Source organism: Vibrio sp. RW, assembly GCF_027587105.1.
GTDB lineage: Bacteria > Pseudomonadota > Gammaproteobacteria > Enterobacterales > Vibrionaceae > Vibrio > Vibrio toranzoniae.
The window spans coordinates 39426-54894 of record NZ_JAPPTM010000023.1; the positions used below are offsets into that span (position 1 = coordinate 39426).

General features: G+C 43.2%; 14 protein-coding genes and 1 riboswitch. Of the genes, 10 read left to right on the plus strand and 4 right to left on the minus strand.

The genetic code is table 11. From position 1 onward, the window contains the following. Positions 1 to 61 precede the first annotated feature (61 nt). Entirely contained in the window at positions 62 to 2485 is a 2424-nt protein-coding gene (gene plsB / locus OCT63_RS16945; RefSeq protein ID WP_060468827.1) for a glycerol-3-phosphate 1-O-acyltransferase PlsB, read from the minus strand. Between the two features lie 219 nt (positions 2486 to 2704). Here plsB and OCT63_RS16950 point away from each other — a divergent pair, with 219 nt between their 5' ends. From OCT63_RS16950 to dinF, 4 genes are all read left to right on the plus strand, one after another. Next, positions 2705 to 3067, plus strand: coding sequence for a diacylglycerol kinase (locus OCT63_RS16950; RefSeq protein WP_161680270.1), 363 nt, complete (start codon positions 2705 to 2707; stop codon positions 3065 to 3067). Between the two features lie 94 nt (positions 3068 to 3161). After that, positions 3162 to 3782 (plus strand): transcriptional repressor LexA, encoded by a 621-nt coding sequence (gene lexA, locus OCT63_RS16955; protein WP_060468825.1) that lies wholly within the window; start codon positions 3162 to 3164, stop codon positions 3780 to 3782. A 97-nt stretch (positions 3783 to 3879) separates the two neighbouring features. Beyond that, positions 3880 to 4758: a class I SAM-dependent methyltransferase gene (locus OCT63_RS16960; RefSeq protein WP_161680272.1), complete on the plus strand. Its 879-nt coding sequence runs from the start codon at positions 3880 to 3882 to the stop codon at positions 4756 to 4758. A gap of 129 nt (positions 4759 to 4887) precedes the next feature. After that, positions 4888 to 6243, plus strand: coding sequence for an MATE family efflux transporter DinF (dinF, locus tag OCT63_RS16965; protein WP_161688435.1), 1356 nt, complete (start codon positions 4888 to 4890; stop codon positions 6241 to 6243). Positions 6244 to 6432: 189 nt separating this feature from the next. Here the strand turns inward: dinF and sthA are convergent, their stop codons facing one another. Continuing rightward, positions 6433 to 7833: a Si-specific NAD(P)(+) transhydrogenase gene (sthA, locus tag OCT63_RS16970; RefSeq protein WP_060468822.1), complete on the minus strand. Its 1401-nt coding sequence runs from the start codon at positions 7831 to 7833 to the stop codon at positions 6433 to 6435. Positions 7834 to 8160: 327 nt separating this feature from the next. On the opposite strand from sthA, the gene fabR reads away from it, so the two are divergent. From fabR to OCT63_RS16985, 3 genes are all read left to right on the plus strand, one after another. Continuing rightward, the gene (gene fabR / locus OCT63_RS16975; protein WP_004736697.1) at positions 8161 to 8802 is read left to right on the plus strand and encodes an HTH-type transcriptional repressor FabR; all 642 of its coding nucleotides are present in this window, start codon (positions 8161 to 8163) and stop codon (positions 8800 to 8802) included. Further along, complete coding sequence (locus OCT63_RS16980; RefSeq protein ID WP_017055507.1) at positions 8802 to 9173, plus strand: YijD family membrane protein; 372 nt, start codon at positions 8802 to 8804, stop codon at positions 9171 to 9173. The genes fabR and OCT63_RS16980 overlap by 1 nt, the downstream gene beginning before the upstream one ends. 124 nt (positions 9174 to 9297) lie before the next feature. After that, positions 9298 to 9699, plus strand: coding sequence for a VOC family protein (locus OCT63_RS16985; RefSeq protein ID WP_161688437.1), 402 nt, complete (start codon positions 9298 to 9300; stop codon positions 9697 to 9699). A gap of 66 nt (positions 9700 to 9765) precedes the next feature. Here OCT63_RS16985 and trmA read toward each other — a convergent pair whose 3' ends face one another. Beyond that, the gene (gene trmA, locus OCT63_RS16990; protein WP_161675059.1) at positions 9766 to 10875 is read right to left on the minus strand and encodes a tRNA (uridine(54)-C5)-methyltransferase TrmA; all 1110 of its coding nucleotides are present in this window, start codon (positions 10873 to 10875) and stop codon (positions 9766 to 9768) included. 155 nt (positions 10876 to 11030) lie between these two features. After that, a riboswitch (cobalamin riboswitch) is annotated at positions 11031 to 11234 on the plus strand. A 40-nt stretch (positions 11235 to 11274) separates the two neighbouring features. Here trmA and btuB point away from each other — a divergent pair. Genes btuB through murI form a run of 3 tightly spaced genes read left to right on the plus strand, consistent with a single transcriptional unit; the run spans position 11275 to position 14690 of the window. Next, a complete protein-coding gene (gene btuB / locus OCT63_RS16995) occupies positions 11275 to 13110 on the plus strand; it encodes a TonB-dependent vitamin B12 receptor (protein ID WP_161688440.1) in 1836 nt (611 codons plus the stop codon). A gap of 47 nt (positions 13111 to 13157) precedes the next feature. Further along, positions 13158 to 13823 carry an adenine nucleotide alpha hydrolase gene (locus OCT63_RS17000; RefSeq protein WP_269984109.1) on the plus strand — a complete coding sequence of 222 codons (666 nt, stop codon included), beginning with the start codon at positions 13158 to 13160 and terminating at the stop codon, positions 13821 to 13823. A gap of 60 nt (positions 13824 to 13883) precedes the next feature. Continuing rightward, the gene (gene murI / locus OCT63_RS17005) at positions 13884 to 14690 is read left to right on the plus strand and encodes a glutamate racemase (RefSeq protein WP_060468816.1); all 807 of its coding nucleotides are present in this window, start codon (positions 13884 to 13886) and stop codon (positions 14688 to 14690) included. Here murI and OCT63_RS17010 read toward each other — a convergent pair. Further along, positions 14653 to 15105 (minus strand): RNA recognition motif domain-containing protein, encoded by a 453-nt coding sequence (locus tag OCT63_RS17010; RefSeq protein ID WP_060468815.1) that lies wholly within the window; start codon positions 15103 to 15105, stop codon positions 14653 to 14655. The genes murI and OCT63_RS17010 overlap by 38 nt on opposite strands. Positions 15106 to 15469: the final 364 nt, after the last annotated feature.

Consider the following 15469-nt stretch of genomic DNA (forward strand, 5'->3'; position numbering starts at 1 on the left):
CTATTTGGTGCCTTTTTTGATCGTTTCAGTCTAGTGATTAAAGCGAATATTAGCTGAAAGATTACTCTACTTGGTGGATGCTCTCTTGAATAGTAATACGTACTTCTGGGTAGAGCATAGAGTAAAGAAGCTTAGCGAATTGCTGAGTCTTTTCTAAATCACAGTTACCATCGTTATCTAGGTATTGTTGCTGTTTCAGTGTCGCGAACATCGATGCGAATACACCTTTGTCGAAGAACTCTGGAGCGTTGATACCATGTAAGCGACCAAGGCGCTGTGCAATGTCTTGGCTCTTTGTTTCCAGATCAGATTTATCCAGTTCAGGATTTTCTGCCAATAGGTTTAGAGCAATAGAGTAGCGCTGCAGCGTTTCTGTAATCGTACGACCTAATAGCATCAGTGCTTGGCTGTTTGATTGGTTGATGGTGACTTCGTTGTTTGACACAACAAGCATACCTTGGCTGACTAGCTCTTCAATGATGTTTGAAACCACACCTTCAAGCTTGTCTTCGTCGTAGCTTAGGAACAACTCTTTCTTCAAGAATGGGTAGAGTGCAGCAACATTCTTTTGAATAGCTTCAATCGATAGACCACGCTGACGAATCGTCATTTGAGCAATTAACGACGGTAGAGCGAACAAGTGAATGATGTTGTTACGGTAGTACGTCATCAGAATAGATTGGTGACGATCGAGTGAAACTATATCGCCCATTGAGTCTGATTCGATCAGGAACTTGTTCAGTGATTCAGCGTGTTTGACCAGATCTTCAGCGCTGTCTTTTGGTACCGTGAATGTATTAGAGTAAGGTACATTTTTCAGCAAAGACAGATAACAGTTGATCTGAGAAACCAAAGAGTCACGAGATAATGCACGTTGTCGTGAAGCGAGTAGAGCGGTTGCACAAAGAGTTAGAGCGTTGGTCGCTGCTGCATCATTAATATGCGTCATCATCTTAGTTGCCAAACCATTAACCACTGGGTTCATCCATTGTGGTTTACCAGCCCCCATTGGGTCGATATCTTTGGTCCACTCTGGTGCGTGTTCGTTTAGATATTGGTTCAGTTGGATCGGCTCACCGAAGTTGACATAACCTTTACCAAAGTTGCGCAGTTTACGCAGAGTACGAATCACTAGGCTGGCGTTTTCTTTCTCTTTACGTTTGCCACGCAGCTCTTTGGCGTAAGTCGCTACTTCCATTACGTGTTCGTAACCGATGTACACAGGAACCAAAGTTACTGGGCGGTTCATACCACGCAGCATGGCCTGAATCGTCATCGCTAGCATACCGGTTTTAGCTTGTAGCAAACGACCAGTACGAGAACGACCACCTTCACTGAAGTATTCTACCGAGTAACCTTTTGCAAACAGCTCTGCTAGGTATTCACGGAAAATAGTTGAGTACAGCTTGTTGCCTTTGAAGCTACGACGAATAAAGAACGCACCACCATGGCGGAAAATAGGGCCGGCAGGGAAGAAGTTCAAGTTGATGCCCGCGGCGATGTGCGGAGGCACCATGCCTTCATGATATAAAACATAAGACAACAGTAGGTAGTCCATATGGCTACGGTGACAAGGTACATAAACGATTTCGTGGCCATCTTGAGCCAGTTTTCGAACCGTTGAAGCATTGTTGATGTGTAGGCCTTGGTACAACTTATTCCATAGCCAACCAAGGACTTTCTCTCCACGCTTGATCAGTGAGTAAGAGAAATTAGCAGCAATCTCATCCATGATGTCTTGAGCTTCTTTGCTCGCTTTCTCGACCGAGATGTTCTTTGATTTTGCTTCATCTTCAATTGCCTTTTTGATCGCCTCTGACTTCAGTAGGCGGTTAAAAAGAGCTTGGCGGCTGGGTAGGTTCGGCCCTGATGCTGCTAACTTTTGGCGAGAGAAGTGAATACGCGCCACGCGCGCTAATTTATGAGCGATGGTGCTGTCGGTACCGTGAGAGTTAGCCATGTAACGTAAAGAAACCACAGGGCTAAAGCGAACTAGGCAGTCACGGCCTGCCAGCAATACGGCTTTTGATTTCTCTAAGCCATTCATTGCTTGTAGGTAAGGCTTCTGGTTATTCTCTCTACCGGGTTTACGTCCCCACAGCACAGTGGCAGGGATAACTTGAACATCAAGCTCAGAGTCTTCGGCATGCAGTGAAAGCAGCTCCGAGAAAACTTCAATTGAAGAGCTTGGTACATAATCATCGTCTTGCAGTAAAGTTTTGCGAGAAGAGATAAAAACGTAGCGTTGCAGTGATTTACCGTTGATTTCAAGCTTGCTCAACGGATCAGGTAGCCCCAATTCAAGTGCATGTTTTTGCAATGTAAGCATGTCTACACTTGAGCGAAATGGTAAGGCGTATACAATCGGTTTGCCTAAATCAATGTTCAAATCCTCAACCGGGTTTGAAGGGATTGATGTGCCTTTTACCAATAAGGATAAAGGTAGCTTCATTAATGAACGTGAAAAAGATTGTCCAGAAGACATATAGGTTCACTGCCTCAATAGTTATTTCAATGTGCTTAAGCGTATCGCTATTTCTATGATGAAAGGATAAATCCTATGAGTGAAATAGGGGTAAGCCTAGGCGTAAATTTAATCGATGCAAGAATACCAGAAACTGGTCTAACCTTTTAATGGAAATAGTCATATTGACGTTAAGTTTGTGGAAAATCATTCATCGACTGATTGAGTATAGAGTTAAAAATGACTAAAAAATCAAGCACAGGATTCAAACGTATCGTTAAAGCTGCAGGCTTTTCATGGCAGGGCATCACGAGTTCGTTTAAAAACGAAGCTGCATTTCGACAAGAAGTGTTGCTGGCAGTTGTACTCATCCCACTGGCGTTTTACCTAGACGTAAGCCAGGTTGAGCGAATCTTGATGATCTCTGCCATCGTATTGGTGATGGTTGTCGAGCTAATAAATACTGCGATTGAAGCGGTCGTTGATCGGATTGGTAGTGAACATCATGAGCTATCTGGAATGGCAAAGGATGTCGGTTCGGCAGCGGTTTTTATCTGTTTAGTGTTAGCGGGTTACGTGTGGCTAGATATATTGTTTTTGTAATTCGCTTAAAATGAACTAAAAACAACCAATTGCTTTGCTTTTGTTCAGTTACTGGATATACTCACAGTCAACTGTATAAAAAGACAGGTGAATCATGAAGCCGTTAACGCCCCGTCAGCAACAAGTCTTTAACCTTATCAAAAGTAAGATCGAAGATTCCGGAATGCCACCGACGCGTGCAGAAATTGCACGTGAATTAGGCTTCCGTTCTGCTAATGCAGCAGAAGAACATTTGAAAGCTCTTGCTCGTAAAGAAGCGATTGAGATTATCCCGGGTGCGTCTCGCGGTATTCGTATTTTGCTTGAAGATGCCGCAAACGAAGAACAAGGTTTACCACTCATCGGTCAGGTTGCCGCTGGTGAGCCTATTCTGGCTCAAGAACATGTAGAAATGCATTACCAAGTTGACCCTGGCATGTTTAAACCACAGGCTGACTTCTTACTTCGTGTAAATGGCGAAAGTATGAAAGACATCGGTATTATGGATGGTGATTTATTAGCTGTTCATAAAACTCAAGATGTTCGCGATGGTCAGGTTGTCGTGGCGCGTGTCGATGATGATGTAACGGTTAAACGCCTAGAACGTAAAGGTGCAACGGTTCTGTTACATGCTGAAAATGAAGAGTTTTCTCCAATCCATGTCGATCTAGCGTCTCAACACTTATCTATTGAAGGGCTTGCGGTTGGTATCATTCGCAATACCGACTGGATGTAATCAATGCAAATAGCTTATTGATATTTATTCTCAATAACTTGTCATTGTAATTGATATTCATTATCATCTTCTTTGTCGAGATACAAGGAAGATGATGATGCCAAATCCAACCAAACCTCAAATTAAGCCGCTTATTCGTAAGTCGCGCTCCTTTGATCAAAAGGCTTATTCTGATCAAGGGTCTGCACATCAAGAATTTCAAGTTCCGACGAATCTCGTTCAACATCTTTGGTTTCGCAGCCGCGAAAGTCTTGCCGATGATGGCTTGGTTTATGATCCTATCGGAGCGCAAGCCTGTAAGCGTTGCCAATTGGCACCAGAATGTCTTACCGGTGAACTCGACCAACAACAACTCCTTTATGCGACACTGACTCAACTTTGTGATTCTCAAGTTCAACAGTTCTTATCTCACAACTCAGATGCTTGGATTATTAACGTGGGAGCAGGGCTCGATACCCGTTTCTACCGTTTAGATAATGGCCGCTGTCATTGGGTAGAATTGGATGTAACGGAAAATCTAGTTTGGCGGCAACGCTTGTTCCACAAAAATGAACGCTATCGTTTAGAGTGCGGCTCTGTTGATGACCTAACTTGGTTAGATGAACTAAACATCCCAGAGCAAGCATCAGTGATGGTGGTATGTGAACATGCTCTGCTTGACTGTAATGAACAACAGGCCGCACACTTTATTCAGTCTTTGAGCCGCTACTTTACTCATGCCCATGCGTGTTTAGTGTTAGCGGGAGACAAGAGTTCGAGCACTCTAGGGAAAAAACTTGGTTCTGGTGACTATGCACATGGCTTGTCTTCTCCAGTCGACAGTATTCTAAATTGGCTACCATGGGCCCAGTGGGTAAAAGCATTTTCTCCACTAGACCAACAATGTAATCGTTGGAAATTGTGGCAGCGATTATTGTGTAAGATCTCTCAGGTCAAAAAACGTTTAACTCCGCAATTAGTCCTCATCAAATGGTAATGCTAACAACTCTGCCCTTTAGAGTGCGTAATACACGCCTCGTTATAAGTAAAAGATAAGTAAAACCTCGCAACGTAGTGAAAGTACACCCACTAGGTTAAACTATCGCCTCTAATCGAAGAGGTGATCGTGAAGCTATCTAACTCCCAAACTATTTTTCAAACACTATCTAATCAAGCCGTGCACAAACAGGTGTTGTTGCTCGCGATCCCGATGGTTCTTTCCAATATTACCGTTCCACTTCTGGGTTTAGTTGATGCCGCGGTTATCGGTCACTTAGCGCATTCCTGGTATTTAGGAGGCGTGGCATTAGGTGGCACCATGATTAGTGTAACCTTTTGGTTGCTCGGATTTCTGCGTATGTCGACAACGGGGCTCGCCGCACAATCCTATGGCGCGAATGATGGCAAGCAGCTTGGCTTAGTCTTTGTGCAAGGCGTGACTATGGCCTTAGGGTTTGCTGGTGTCTTTTTACTATTACACAGCTTTGTTGCGGATCTCGTTTTCTCATTGAGTAGCGCCAGTGAGCAAGTGAAACACTATGGTCAGCAATATTTCTCAATTCGAGCGTGGAGTGCGCCCGCTGCACTAACTAACTTTGTAATTTTAGGTTGGCTACTCGGAACCCAGAATGCCAAAGCACCCATGTGGATGGTAATCATCACTAATATCACCAACATCGTTTTAGATATCGTATTTGTGATTGGACTCGGTTGGCAAGTTGAAGGCGCTGCGTTGGCATCGGTGATAGCGGACTATGCGGGTCTAACATTTGGCTTAGTTTGTGTTTACCGAATTTGGGCGAAGAAACAGTTACCATCGCCGTGGGATCTGCTTAAGAAAACCAGCCAAGGCTTGAGTCGTTTTGTGAAATTGAATCGCGATATCTTTCTTCGCTCATTGTGCCTACAAGCGACTTTCACTTTCATGACCTTCCAAGGCGCAAGCTTTGGCGACGATGTCGTCGCGGCTAATGCAGTGTTGATGAGTTTTTTGATGATCATCTCTTATGGGATGGACGGCTTTGCCTATGCAATGGAAGCCATGGTGGGTAAAGCGATTGGCGCGAAAGATAAAGATGAGTTAAATCAGTCTTTGATTGGTACTTTCTTCTGGAGCTTCAATATTTGTTTAGCGCTCACTATCGTGTTCGCGATTGCAGGGTCTAGCTTGATTAATATGATCACCACAATCCCAGACGTTAAGAGCCAAGCTCAAGTGTATTTGCCGTGGTTGATTGCGATGCCGCTGGTTTCTATGTGGTGTTTCTTGTTGGATGGTATTTTTGTTGGAGCAACCAAAGGTAAGGATATGCGCAATAGCATGTTCGTTGCGACCTGCAGTTTCTTTGCGATTTTCTACTTAGCTTCAGGTTTAGAAAACCATGCATTGTGGCTCGCGATGCTGAGTTTTATGGCGATGCGTGGGATTGGCCTTGGTGTTTTATTTGTTTGTCAGTGGAAGAAGGGTGAGTTTCTCGCTTAGCTTACTTAGGTAGCTCAGTTCAGAGAGCAATAAATAGAGGCTGTACAGGTAAAACAGCATTTAGAACATCATGATCTAATGACTATCATTATTATATTATTCAGTATCTTAAATAAAAACAGCAAGCGCGTGGCTTACTGTTTATGTATTTGGCCTATGGGTGGTCAAGTGCTCTTGTTGGTTATTTATTTAGAACAAACGGTTAAGTCCGTTAAGGGCTGCAACACGATAAGCTTCGGCCATTGTTGGGTAGTTAAACGTCGTATTCACAAAGTACTCAATGGTATTGGCTTTACCCTTCTGCTCCATGATTGCTTGGCCGATATGGATGATTTCAGCAGCACGCTCACCAAATACGTGGATACCTAAAATCTCTTTGGTTTCACGGTGAAATAGGATCTTCAAGCTACCAATATCTTTACCTGCGATTTGAGCGCGAGCTAAGTGTTTGAATGAAGAACGTCCCACTTCATAAGGTACTTTCGCAGCCGTTAGTTCTTGCTCGGTTTTACCCACAGAGCTGATCTCAGGGATGGTGTAGATCCCCGTGGGGATGTCTTCAATCAGGTGGTGTTCTGCTTCACCTTTGACGATCGCTTGTGCGACAAATCGACCTTGGTCGTAAGCAGCACTCGCTAAGCTGGGGTAACCAATCACATCACCTACCGCGTAAACATGGTCAACGCTGGTTTGGTAATTGGTGTTTATGGATACTTGTCCACGAGAGTCGGCTTCTAAGCCAACTGCACCAAGATTCAGTTTATCGGTATTACCTGTTCGACCATTGGCATACAGTAGGCAATCCGCGCGCATTTTCTTGCCAGATTCTAGGTGAATGATAACGCCATCGTCCGTACCTTCAATTTTCTCAAAGGTTTCATCGTTACGAATCACAACACCGCTGTTCCAGAAGTGGTAAGAAAGCGCATCAGACGTTTCATTGTCTAGGAATGAGAGTAGGCGGTCACGAGTATTGATGAGATCGGTTTTTACACCTAAACCGCGGAAGATTGAGGCGTATTCACAACCAATAACACCAGCGCCATAAATAATGATGTGTTGTGGGTCGTGCTTAAGAGAAAGAATCGAGTCGCTGTCGTAGATACGTTCATGCAAGAAATCAACATTATCTGGCTGATAAGGTCGCGAACCCGTTGCGATTACAAACTTGTCAGCACTGTAATGTTCTTCTGTCCCATCGCTTTGCATGACAGAGATAGTGTTGGTATCGATAAAACGTGCGGAACCGAACACCAATGTACATTGGTTGCGATCATAAAAGCCTTGGCGCAGTCGAGTCTGTTTATCGATGACTGATTTAGCATGGCCCAGAATACTGGAGAAGGTAGAGTGGATGCTTTTGTTATTTTGACAAAACAGCGGGTTACTGTTGAATTCGATAATACGACTTACAGCATGACGCAGTGCTTTGGAAGGAATGGTTCCCCAATGGGTGCAACCACCACCAACGCTGCTCTCTTTCTCAATGATTGCAACATTCAACCCTGCTTTGGTTAATCCCATCGCTGCCCCTTCTCCTCCGGGGCCACTACCAATTACGATTACATCAAAGTGGTTGGAGTGCGGCATAGATATCTTCCTTGTTATATTTAATTAACATTGCTTTAGTGAGATTTTAACTGATTCTGTTCTTGGGTACATGAAAAGGACATCAGAGAGTCGGTGGGATCACGCAGTGTTCTCAAAAAAATAACATTTGGTATGTTGTATGTCTCCAAATCACAGTGTGGAGATTGAAATTTTTTGTTCGAGCGTATTTACTTCGGTACGTGAACAAAGAGGTATGTTGAGTGTCTTATATAACCAGAGTGCCTTATATAAATAAGTGATTCGCGTTATATTGAAGAGAGTATGAGACATGCCTGTTTAGGCTGTAAAAGAAGAATTTGATAAAGTATGAAACCAATGGGCATTCGCGCACAGCAAAAAGAAAAAACTCGTCGTAGCTTAATTGATGCAGCATTTAGCCAACTCAGCGCTGATCGTAGTTTTTCCAACCTAAGCTTGAGAGAAGTTGCTCGTGAGGCTGGAATAGCCCCAACTTCCTTTTATCGTCATTTCAAAGACATGGATGAGCTTGGTTTAACCATGGTTGATGAAGGTGGCTTATTATTACGTCAATTAATGCGTCAAGCTCGTCAGCGTATAGTAAAAGAAGGCAGTGTGATTCGCACATCGGTTGAAACCTTTATGGAATTCATTGAAAGCAGTCCAAACGTATTCAGATTGTTATTACGAGAGCGCTCAGGGACTTCATTTGAGTTTCGTGCTGCGGTAGCTCGTGAAATACAGCACTTCTCTGCTGAGTTAACCGAATATTTGATTACGACTGGCATGACAAGAGATGAAGCTTTTACTCAAGCTGAAGCCTCCGTCATATTGGTTTTTAACTCAGGGGCAGAAGCACTAGATTTAGATCGACGTCAGCGAGATGAATTGGCTGATCGCTTGATCATGCAATTGCGAATGATGGCCAAAGGGGCTTTTTGGTATCGTAAAGAACGTGAACGTAACCGATTAAAAGGCGGGATTGAATAATGTCGAATGAAAATAATACTGTAAACCGTGGTTCTGAAAGAAAAACACTCGTACTAGCTGTTGTTGCCGGTGTGTGTGGTGATGCGCTGTTGTCTTGGGTCACAATGAGCGAAGTGGGCTTCTCTATTTTCCCGCTTATTGCTTTAGTGTTGACTGTACAAGCACTTTACCAGGAGTATCTAACTAACCCAGTTTCTGAAGATATTCCATTGGTAGGTTTAGCTTGCTTCTTTGTTGGTGCATTTGGCCACTCGGCTTTTGTCAAAGCACAACATCCTGATGCGGGTTCAAACTTCTTTGCGATTATTGTTGCGATGTTGCTGTTAGCTTGGGTAGGAAAAAAGCTCGGTTTTATCGGCAAAGCAACTTAAGCTGAATAACCTCAGCACTTCGCTTGGTAAATAGTGAAGGAAAGGCTTGGCTTTATCGCCAGGCCTTTTTTGTACACCATGTTACCTATACTAGGGAAGTGTGCGTGTTATAAGGAGAAACTGCATGATAGAGGTAAAGGCCATTGACCATATTGTATTGCGGACATCAAACCGTGAGGCGATGCTCTATTTTTACCAACAGGTGCTGGGTTGTCCTATTGAAAGGGAATTGCCAGACTTAGGGTTGACGCAATTAAGGGCGGGGGAGTCAATCATTGACTTAGTCGTCGTCGATAGCGAGCTAGGAAAGCTTGGCGGCAAGGCACCGCAACAAGACGGGAGAAACCTCGACCATTTTTGTCTGCAAATAGCGGCTTTTGATGAGCGAGAGTTGGTCAATTATCTGCACAAACACGATATTCAAGTTACCGAGTTTGCAGAGCGCTATGGTGCGCAAGGTTTTGGGTATTCTGCCTATATAGAAGATCCAGAAGGCAATATGGTGGAACTCAAACCACGGACTTGAAGTTGGCTGTATAGCGATATCAATAAAAAGCGCTCATCACGAGCGCTTAGAGATTTGAATCATGACTTACGCTTTGCGTTCCAACAGCACGCCCGCTTCCATGTGGTGGGTGTAAGGGAACTGGTCAAACAGAGCAAAGCGAGTGATGTCGTGTGTTTCGCTTAAAATGTCTAAGTTATCTTTCAGTGTCTCAGGGTTACAAGAGATGTACATGATGCGCTCATAGCCTTGAACCATCTTACAAGTATCAACATCCATACCCGAACGCGGTGGATCAACAAAGATAGTGTTGCAGTTGTAGCTCTTAAGATCGATGTTTGCTTGCTGTAGACGACGGAACTCACGTTTGCCTTCCATTGCTACGGTAAAATCTTCCGCAGACATACGAATAATCTGAACATTTTCAATCTTGTTCGCCGCAATGTTGTATTGCGCTGACTCTACTGATGGCTTCGCTAGTTCTGTTGCCAGTACACGTTCGAAGTTCTGTGCCAATGCTAATGAGAAGTTACCGTTACCACAGTAAAGTTCTAATAGGTCACCTTTGCTGTCTTGAGTACAGTCGACAGCCCACTCAAGCATTTTTTCTGCTACTTTACCGTTTGGTTGAGTAAAGCTGTTCTCTACTTGTTGGTAGATGTAGCTGTCACCATTTACGTCTAGCTTTTCAATGACGTAGTCGCGATCCAATACGATTTTCATCTTACGCGCACGACCAATCAGGTTTAGGTTAAAACCTTCATCATTCAATTGCTGCTTCAGTGCTTTAGCATCTTGAATCCATTGCTCACCCAATTGACGGTGGTAAAGCAGTGACACCAAAATCTCACCGCTTAGTGTAGAAAGAAAATCTACTTGGAATAGCTTGTGGCGCAGAGAGTGATTGTCTTTCATTGCATCTGTTAATAGAGGCATCAAGTCATTGATAAGACGGCTAGCTGCAGGAAACTGGTCTACGCGGTATTTTTCTTTGGTCTCTTGATTGAACATGACGTAATACATATCGTCACCTTCATGCCACACGCGGAATTCAGCACGCATGCGGTAGTGTTGTTCTGGAGATTCGTACACTTCCAACTCAGGCACATCATATTGTGAGAACATCTCAGTAAGACGCTCAGTCTTTTCTGTTAGTTGTTCTTGGTAGCGTTGCGGGTTTACATCTAAATTCGCCATTGTTATGCCTTTTTGCTGTCGTGCTTTTAAATCAAGAGCGCAGATTTTATTCAATCACAAGCGCTTGTCCAGTGTTGAGAGTCATTCAATGTAAATCGGCCATGAAAACTATAGCTTATAACTATCTTAGACTAGACAAATGATTTATAGGCCAATACTATCTCCGACAAGCTGGTGCCATTTAGATGTATAGATGGCTGAAGAGGGAATCTGGTGTAAATCCAGAACTGACGCGCAGCGGTAAAAGAGAACAAATATTCATAAGACACTGCAAATAGCTTTTTGTGGGAAGTCGAATATGAGGTAACCATAAGGTTGTGCTCTTAAGTCCGAATACCTGCCAGCAGCTAAACCATACAATGTGGTTTGGTAGGAATTTACGCGATTTAGGATCACAATATGAACAAGTCCCTTTTAGCAGTTGCCGTAGCATCGCTGCTTTCACCTATCTCCAATTTACACGCCCAAGAAGCCTCTGCCGACGAAACCATGGTGGTTACGGCTAACCGTTTTGAGCAGAGCACGGAAAGTGTTGTCGCTCAAGTTGAAGTAGTAACGCGCCAAGATATCGACCGAATTCAAGCTAAGTCTCTAACAGATGTGTTTAGACGATTGACGGGTATCCAGGTTTCACAAAATGGAGGCCGAGGTCAGCAAGCTTCGATCTTTGTTCGTGGTGCTAACTCTGATCAAGTACTTGTTCTAATTGATGGTATTCGTTTTGCACGAGCTGCAAAAGGTGGTGTCGATTTTAGCCAGTTACCAATTACATTCGTTGATCGTGTGGAATACGTTCGAGGAGCTCGTGCCGCTATGTATGGCTCAGAAGCGATCGGCGGTGTTATCAATATTATTACCGTTGCAAACTCTGACAATGAAAAAACGGCGGTAAGTGCGGGCTTGGGAAGCTTAGATTACGAAGAGTTGAGCTTTGTTAGTGGTACCAAGGTTGGTGAAAATGGTCACTTAAACGTATCTATTGGCTACGACTCCGATGAGGGATACAACGTTCATCCTATGCAGGGAATAAATGATGGTGATCGACATGGCTTTGAATCGCGTAATGCGCTTATTGGCTATGTTCATAACTTTGATCAGCAATGGAGTGGTTTTGCTAACTTCCGCATGTTCGAGACTATCTCTCAATATGATGGTTCGTATGTTGATTTTAATACCGGCAACCCAGTCCATTCTTACAAAGAAGCAGAGGTGCAAAACTCTACCTTTGCTACTGGTGTTAAATATAGTGGCAGTGAACTTAAGTCTGATTTCCTAGTTAACTATCAGAATCAAGATAACTGGAACTACGAACAGTCTTTAGGCAAGAACTCAGCGTCAGCAACATCTGATGAGCTTGAACAGCTAAATGTTCAATGGGTGAATTCATACAAACTGACTTCGGCACTGACTCTAAGCGGCGGTGTAGATTGGCGTGATGAAGCTTATATTGTGAAGCCTTCGAATACTGAATATGACAGAACGAATGTTGCGTACTTCGCAGCATTAAATGCAGACGCGGATAAAGTGTTTGGCGAACTGAGCCTTCGTGTTGATGATAATGAGCAATTTGGTACCGAAGCCACTTACAACACAGGGGTAGGCTATCGTTATGCGGAGTGGCTTGTTGTTAAAGCAGCTTATGGTACATCCTTCAAGGCGCCTAACTTGTATCAATTATATAGCTACTACGGTAATGAGCAGCTAGAATCGGAAAAAGCTGATTCGGTAGAGCTGACTTTTAGTGGCCTAGTTAAAGGCGTAGATTGGTCGATTACTGGGTACGATACAAATGTCGAAGACTTGATTGATTATAACTATGCGACGAGTAAGTACTACAACACAGATGGTGAAAGCCAGTTGCGTGGTGTGGAAATGGTCGTAGGGTTTGATACATACTTTATTAACCATCAAGTAAGCGCTAATTTTCAAGACCCTGAAGACCAATCAGGTGAGCAGCTAGTCCGCCGCGCTAAAGAGATCTATAAGTATAATGCGGTAACTAGTTTTGATGAGGTTGATGTTTCATTAGGTTATCAATACGTAGGTGAGCGAACAGACTTCTCTGAAGATCTTGCAGCATATAGCTTGTTTGATGTTTCAGTTAACTATTATGCGAATGAAAATCTTACTTTAAATGGTCGAGTGGATAACTTAACTGACGAAGAGTACGAGACTGCTGGTGGATACCCGTCACCAGAGCGTACATATTACGTGAATGCTACTTACCAATTCTAATTAACACCTAAACCGCCTTCGGGCGGTTTTTCTTATTGGGTATATCAATGAAAAAGAAAGTAGTCATAAGTTGGTCGTCAGGCAAGGACTCTACGTTAACGTTGGAGCGTATACTTGAAAGCTCTGAATATGAAGTTGTTGCTCTCTATACTACATATGTTGGAGATGAAGTCCCTTTCCAAGTGACTCCGATCGAAGTTGTTGCTATGCAGGCACAATTAATCGGTTTGCCACTCATCACCATAGAGCTTCCCGAAGTGTTCCCAAGCAATGAGATTTACCAAAGTACGATTGTCTCAGCATTGAAAGGGTCTGGCTTATCAATCGACGCGGTCGCGTTTGGAGACATGTTTTGTAATGGCATTGCCGATTATCGAAGAAGCTACATAGAACCAGCGGGTTGGGAGTGTGTATTTCCCCTAATGGGAGAGAGTAGTCAGGATTTAGCTAGTGAGATATTAAACAGAGGAATTGAAACCTTTCTCGTCACGGTTGATAGTGAGTCATTAGATGCTGGCTATTGCGGGCAACAATACACGCCTGAACTAATAGACAGTTTACCGAGTCATGTCGATCCATGTGGTGAAGATGGTGAGTTCCATACTCTAGTGACGTCAGCACCATGTTTTACAGGAAAGCTTAAGATAGAGTTAGAAAATGTAGAACAAGGTGAGCGTTTTGTTCATCAACGCTATCAAGCTTGCATTATATAGAGTGAGGATTGGCGAAAACTAAGCGAAGGGGTATCATTGCTGCGGAACTAATTACAGGTAATCGTCGTGTCGGATAGTCTACAAAAAAATATATTAGTCTTTGATTCTGGAGTGGGTGGTCTATCTGTATATAAAGAGATAAGCCAATTACTACCGAACCATAATTATACCTATGTATTCGATAACGAGGCTTACCCATACGGCGAGCTTGATCAACAAGTACTTATTCGCAGAGTTCAAAGTATTGTTGCCAGTTTTGTGGCTAGCCACGCGATTGATGTTGTGGTGATAGCCTGTAATACAGCAAGTACGATTGTCTTACCTACACTTCGTGCTAGTAACCTAATCCCTATTGTTGGTGTTGTCCCGGCAATCAAGCCTGCTTCCATCCTCGCCAATAAAGCGGTAGGTCTTATTGCTACTCCCGCAACGATCACTCGTGAATATACACATGATCTCATTAAAAACTTCTCGAGTAATAAAAGAGTCGAGCTTTTAGGTTCTACTCGGCTGGTGGATATGGCCGAAGACAAACTCAGGGGGGAGACGATTGACCTTGAAGAGCTGCAACTCATCCTTCAACCGATGATCAACACAATTGATGTGGCCGTTTTAGGATGCACACATTTCCCGCTGATAAAATCTGAGATTCAACAAGTCCTAGGTAAGAGTGTTTTATTGGTTGATTCTGGCAAAGCGATTGCGAAGCGAGTTCAAGATTTATTGGACTTGGAAAGTAGTGATAAAGAAGGGGGAGTGCGTGAGGTTTTTTGTAGTGCACTTCCTAAAAAAGAAAGTGCACTAAATAGAATGTTAAAGCAGTTAGGGTTTAGCTCAGTTCAGATTCGTCCGTTTCAGGATGTTTAGGATCATTTGCAACTCGTACTTTTAAAGTTCGTTGCATGTAATCTTTATCGTTAAGTGCAGAGATTGCATGATTCACATCATTACTCGCCATAACAACAAAACCAAAGCCTCTTCTTTTACCTGTTCGCTTGTCTTTCATTAAACGAACAGCAAATACTTCACCATACTCAGAGAATAATTCACGTACGTGTGACTCATTCGCTTTGTATGGAAGGTTACCTACATAAAGTGTTTTTGTTGATGCCTTAGGTTCTGAATCTGATTTTGAGTCGGTGCTTGAAAAGTTAACAACAAAAGCGGAAGCCAAGACACCAAGGATAAAGGTAATTGCAGGCGATATATCTACCTGAGAGAAAATAATGCCACCTAGAACAGCTAGTGCGACAATTAACAACATCGATTTTTTTGAGTTCATATCGGAATACTACATATTAATAAACGAAATAGACACATCTACTCTTAACAAAATAGATACATGAATCTTACGTTCATGGCTTCCATTTTTCCAATGTATTGCTGTGATACGTCTCAAATGTTTAGTTTTTATTCGAAAAATGTGGATCTGGTGGCTTTTTAGGCGAACAAAACTTTTATTCAAAAAATCCCTTGTGCTCTATGTCGATCTCTCTATAATGCCGCCTCACCGACACGGAGTGAGACGACAGTCACACAGTGAAATCGGTAGAGAAAAAGGAGTTTAAAATAACCCTTGACTCTCTAAACGGTGCAGGTATAGTACGCACCCCTAGCGATTGAGATGCAAATCACAAAACGCTAGC

What these genes read in the sequence shown, in the direction of transcription:
- plsB (WP_060468827.1), bottom strand. Translation starts at nt 2,485, where the DNA reads ATGTCTTCTGGACAATCTTTTTCACGTTCATTAATGAAGCTACCTTTA.
- OCT63_RS16985 (WP_161688437.1), top strand. Translation starts at nt 9,298, where the DNA reads ATGATAGAGGTAAAGGCCATTGACCATATTGTATTGCGGACATCAAAC.
- OCT63_RS17000 (WP_269984109.1), top strand. Translation starts at nt 13,158, where the DNA reads ATGAAAAAGAAAGTAGTCATAAGTTGGTCGTCAGGCAAGGACTCTACG.
- OCT63_RS16960 (WP_161680272.1), top strand. Translation starts at nt 3,880, where the DNA reads ATGCCAAATCCAACCAAACCTCAAATTAAGCCGCTTATTCGTAAGTCG.
- OCT63_RS16950 (WP_161680270.1), top strand. Translation starts at nt 2,705, where the DNA reads ATGACTAAAAAATCAAGCACAGGATTCAAACGTATCGTTAAAGCTGCA.
- btuB (WP_161688440.1), top strand. Translation starts at nt 11,275, where the DNA reads ATGAACAAGTCCCTTTTAGCAGTTGCCGTAGCATCGCTGCTTTCACCT.
- fabR (WP_004736697.1), top strand. Translation starts at nt 8,161, where the DNA reads ATGAAACCAATGGGCATTCGCGCACAGCAAAAAGAAAAAACTCGTCGT.
- sthA (WP_060468822.1), bottom strand. Translation starts at nt 7,833, where the DNA reads ATGCCGCACTCCAACCACTTTGATGTAATCGTAATTGGTAGTGGCCCC.
- trmA (WP_161675059.1), bottom strand. Translation starts at nt 10,875, where the DNA reads ATGGCGAATTTAGATGTAAACCCGCAACGCTACCAAGAACAACTAACA.
- OCT63_RS17010 (WP_060468815.1), bottom strand. Translation starts at nt 15,105, where the DNA reads ATGAACTCAAAAAAATCGATGTTGTTAATTGTCGCACTAGCTGTTCTA.
- OCT63_RS16980 (WP_017055507.1), top strand. Translation starts at nt 8,802, where the DNA reads ATGTCGAATGAAAATAATACTGTAAACCGTGGTTCTGAAAGAAAAACA.
- lexA (WP_060468825.1), top strand. Translation starts at nt 3,162, where the DNA reads ATGAAGCCGTTAACGCCCCGTCAGCAACAAGTCTTTAACCTTATCAAA.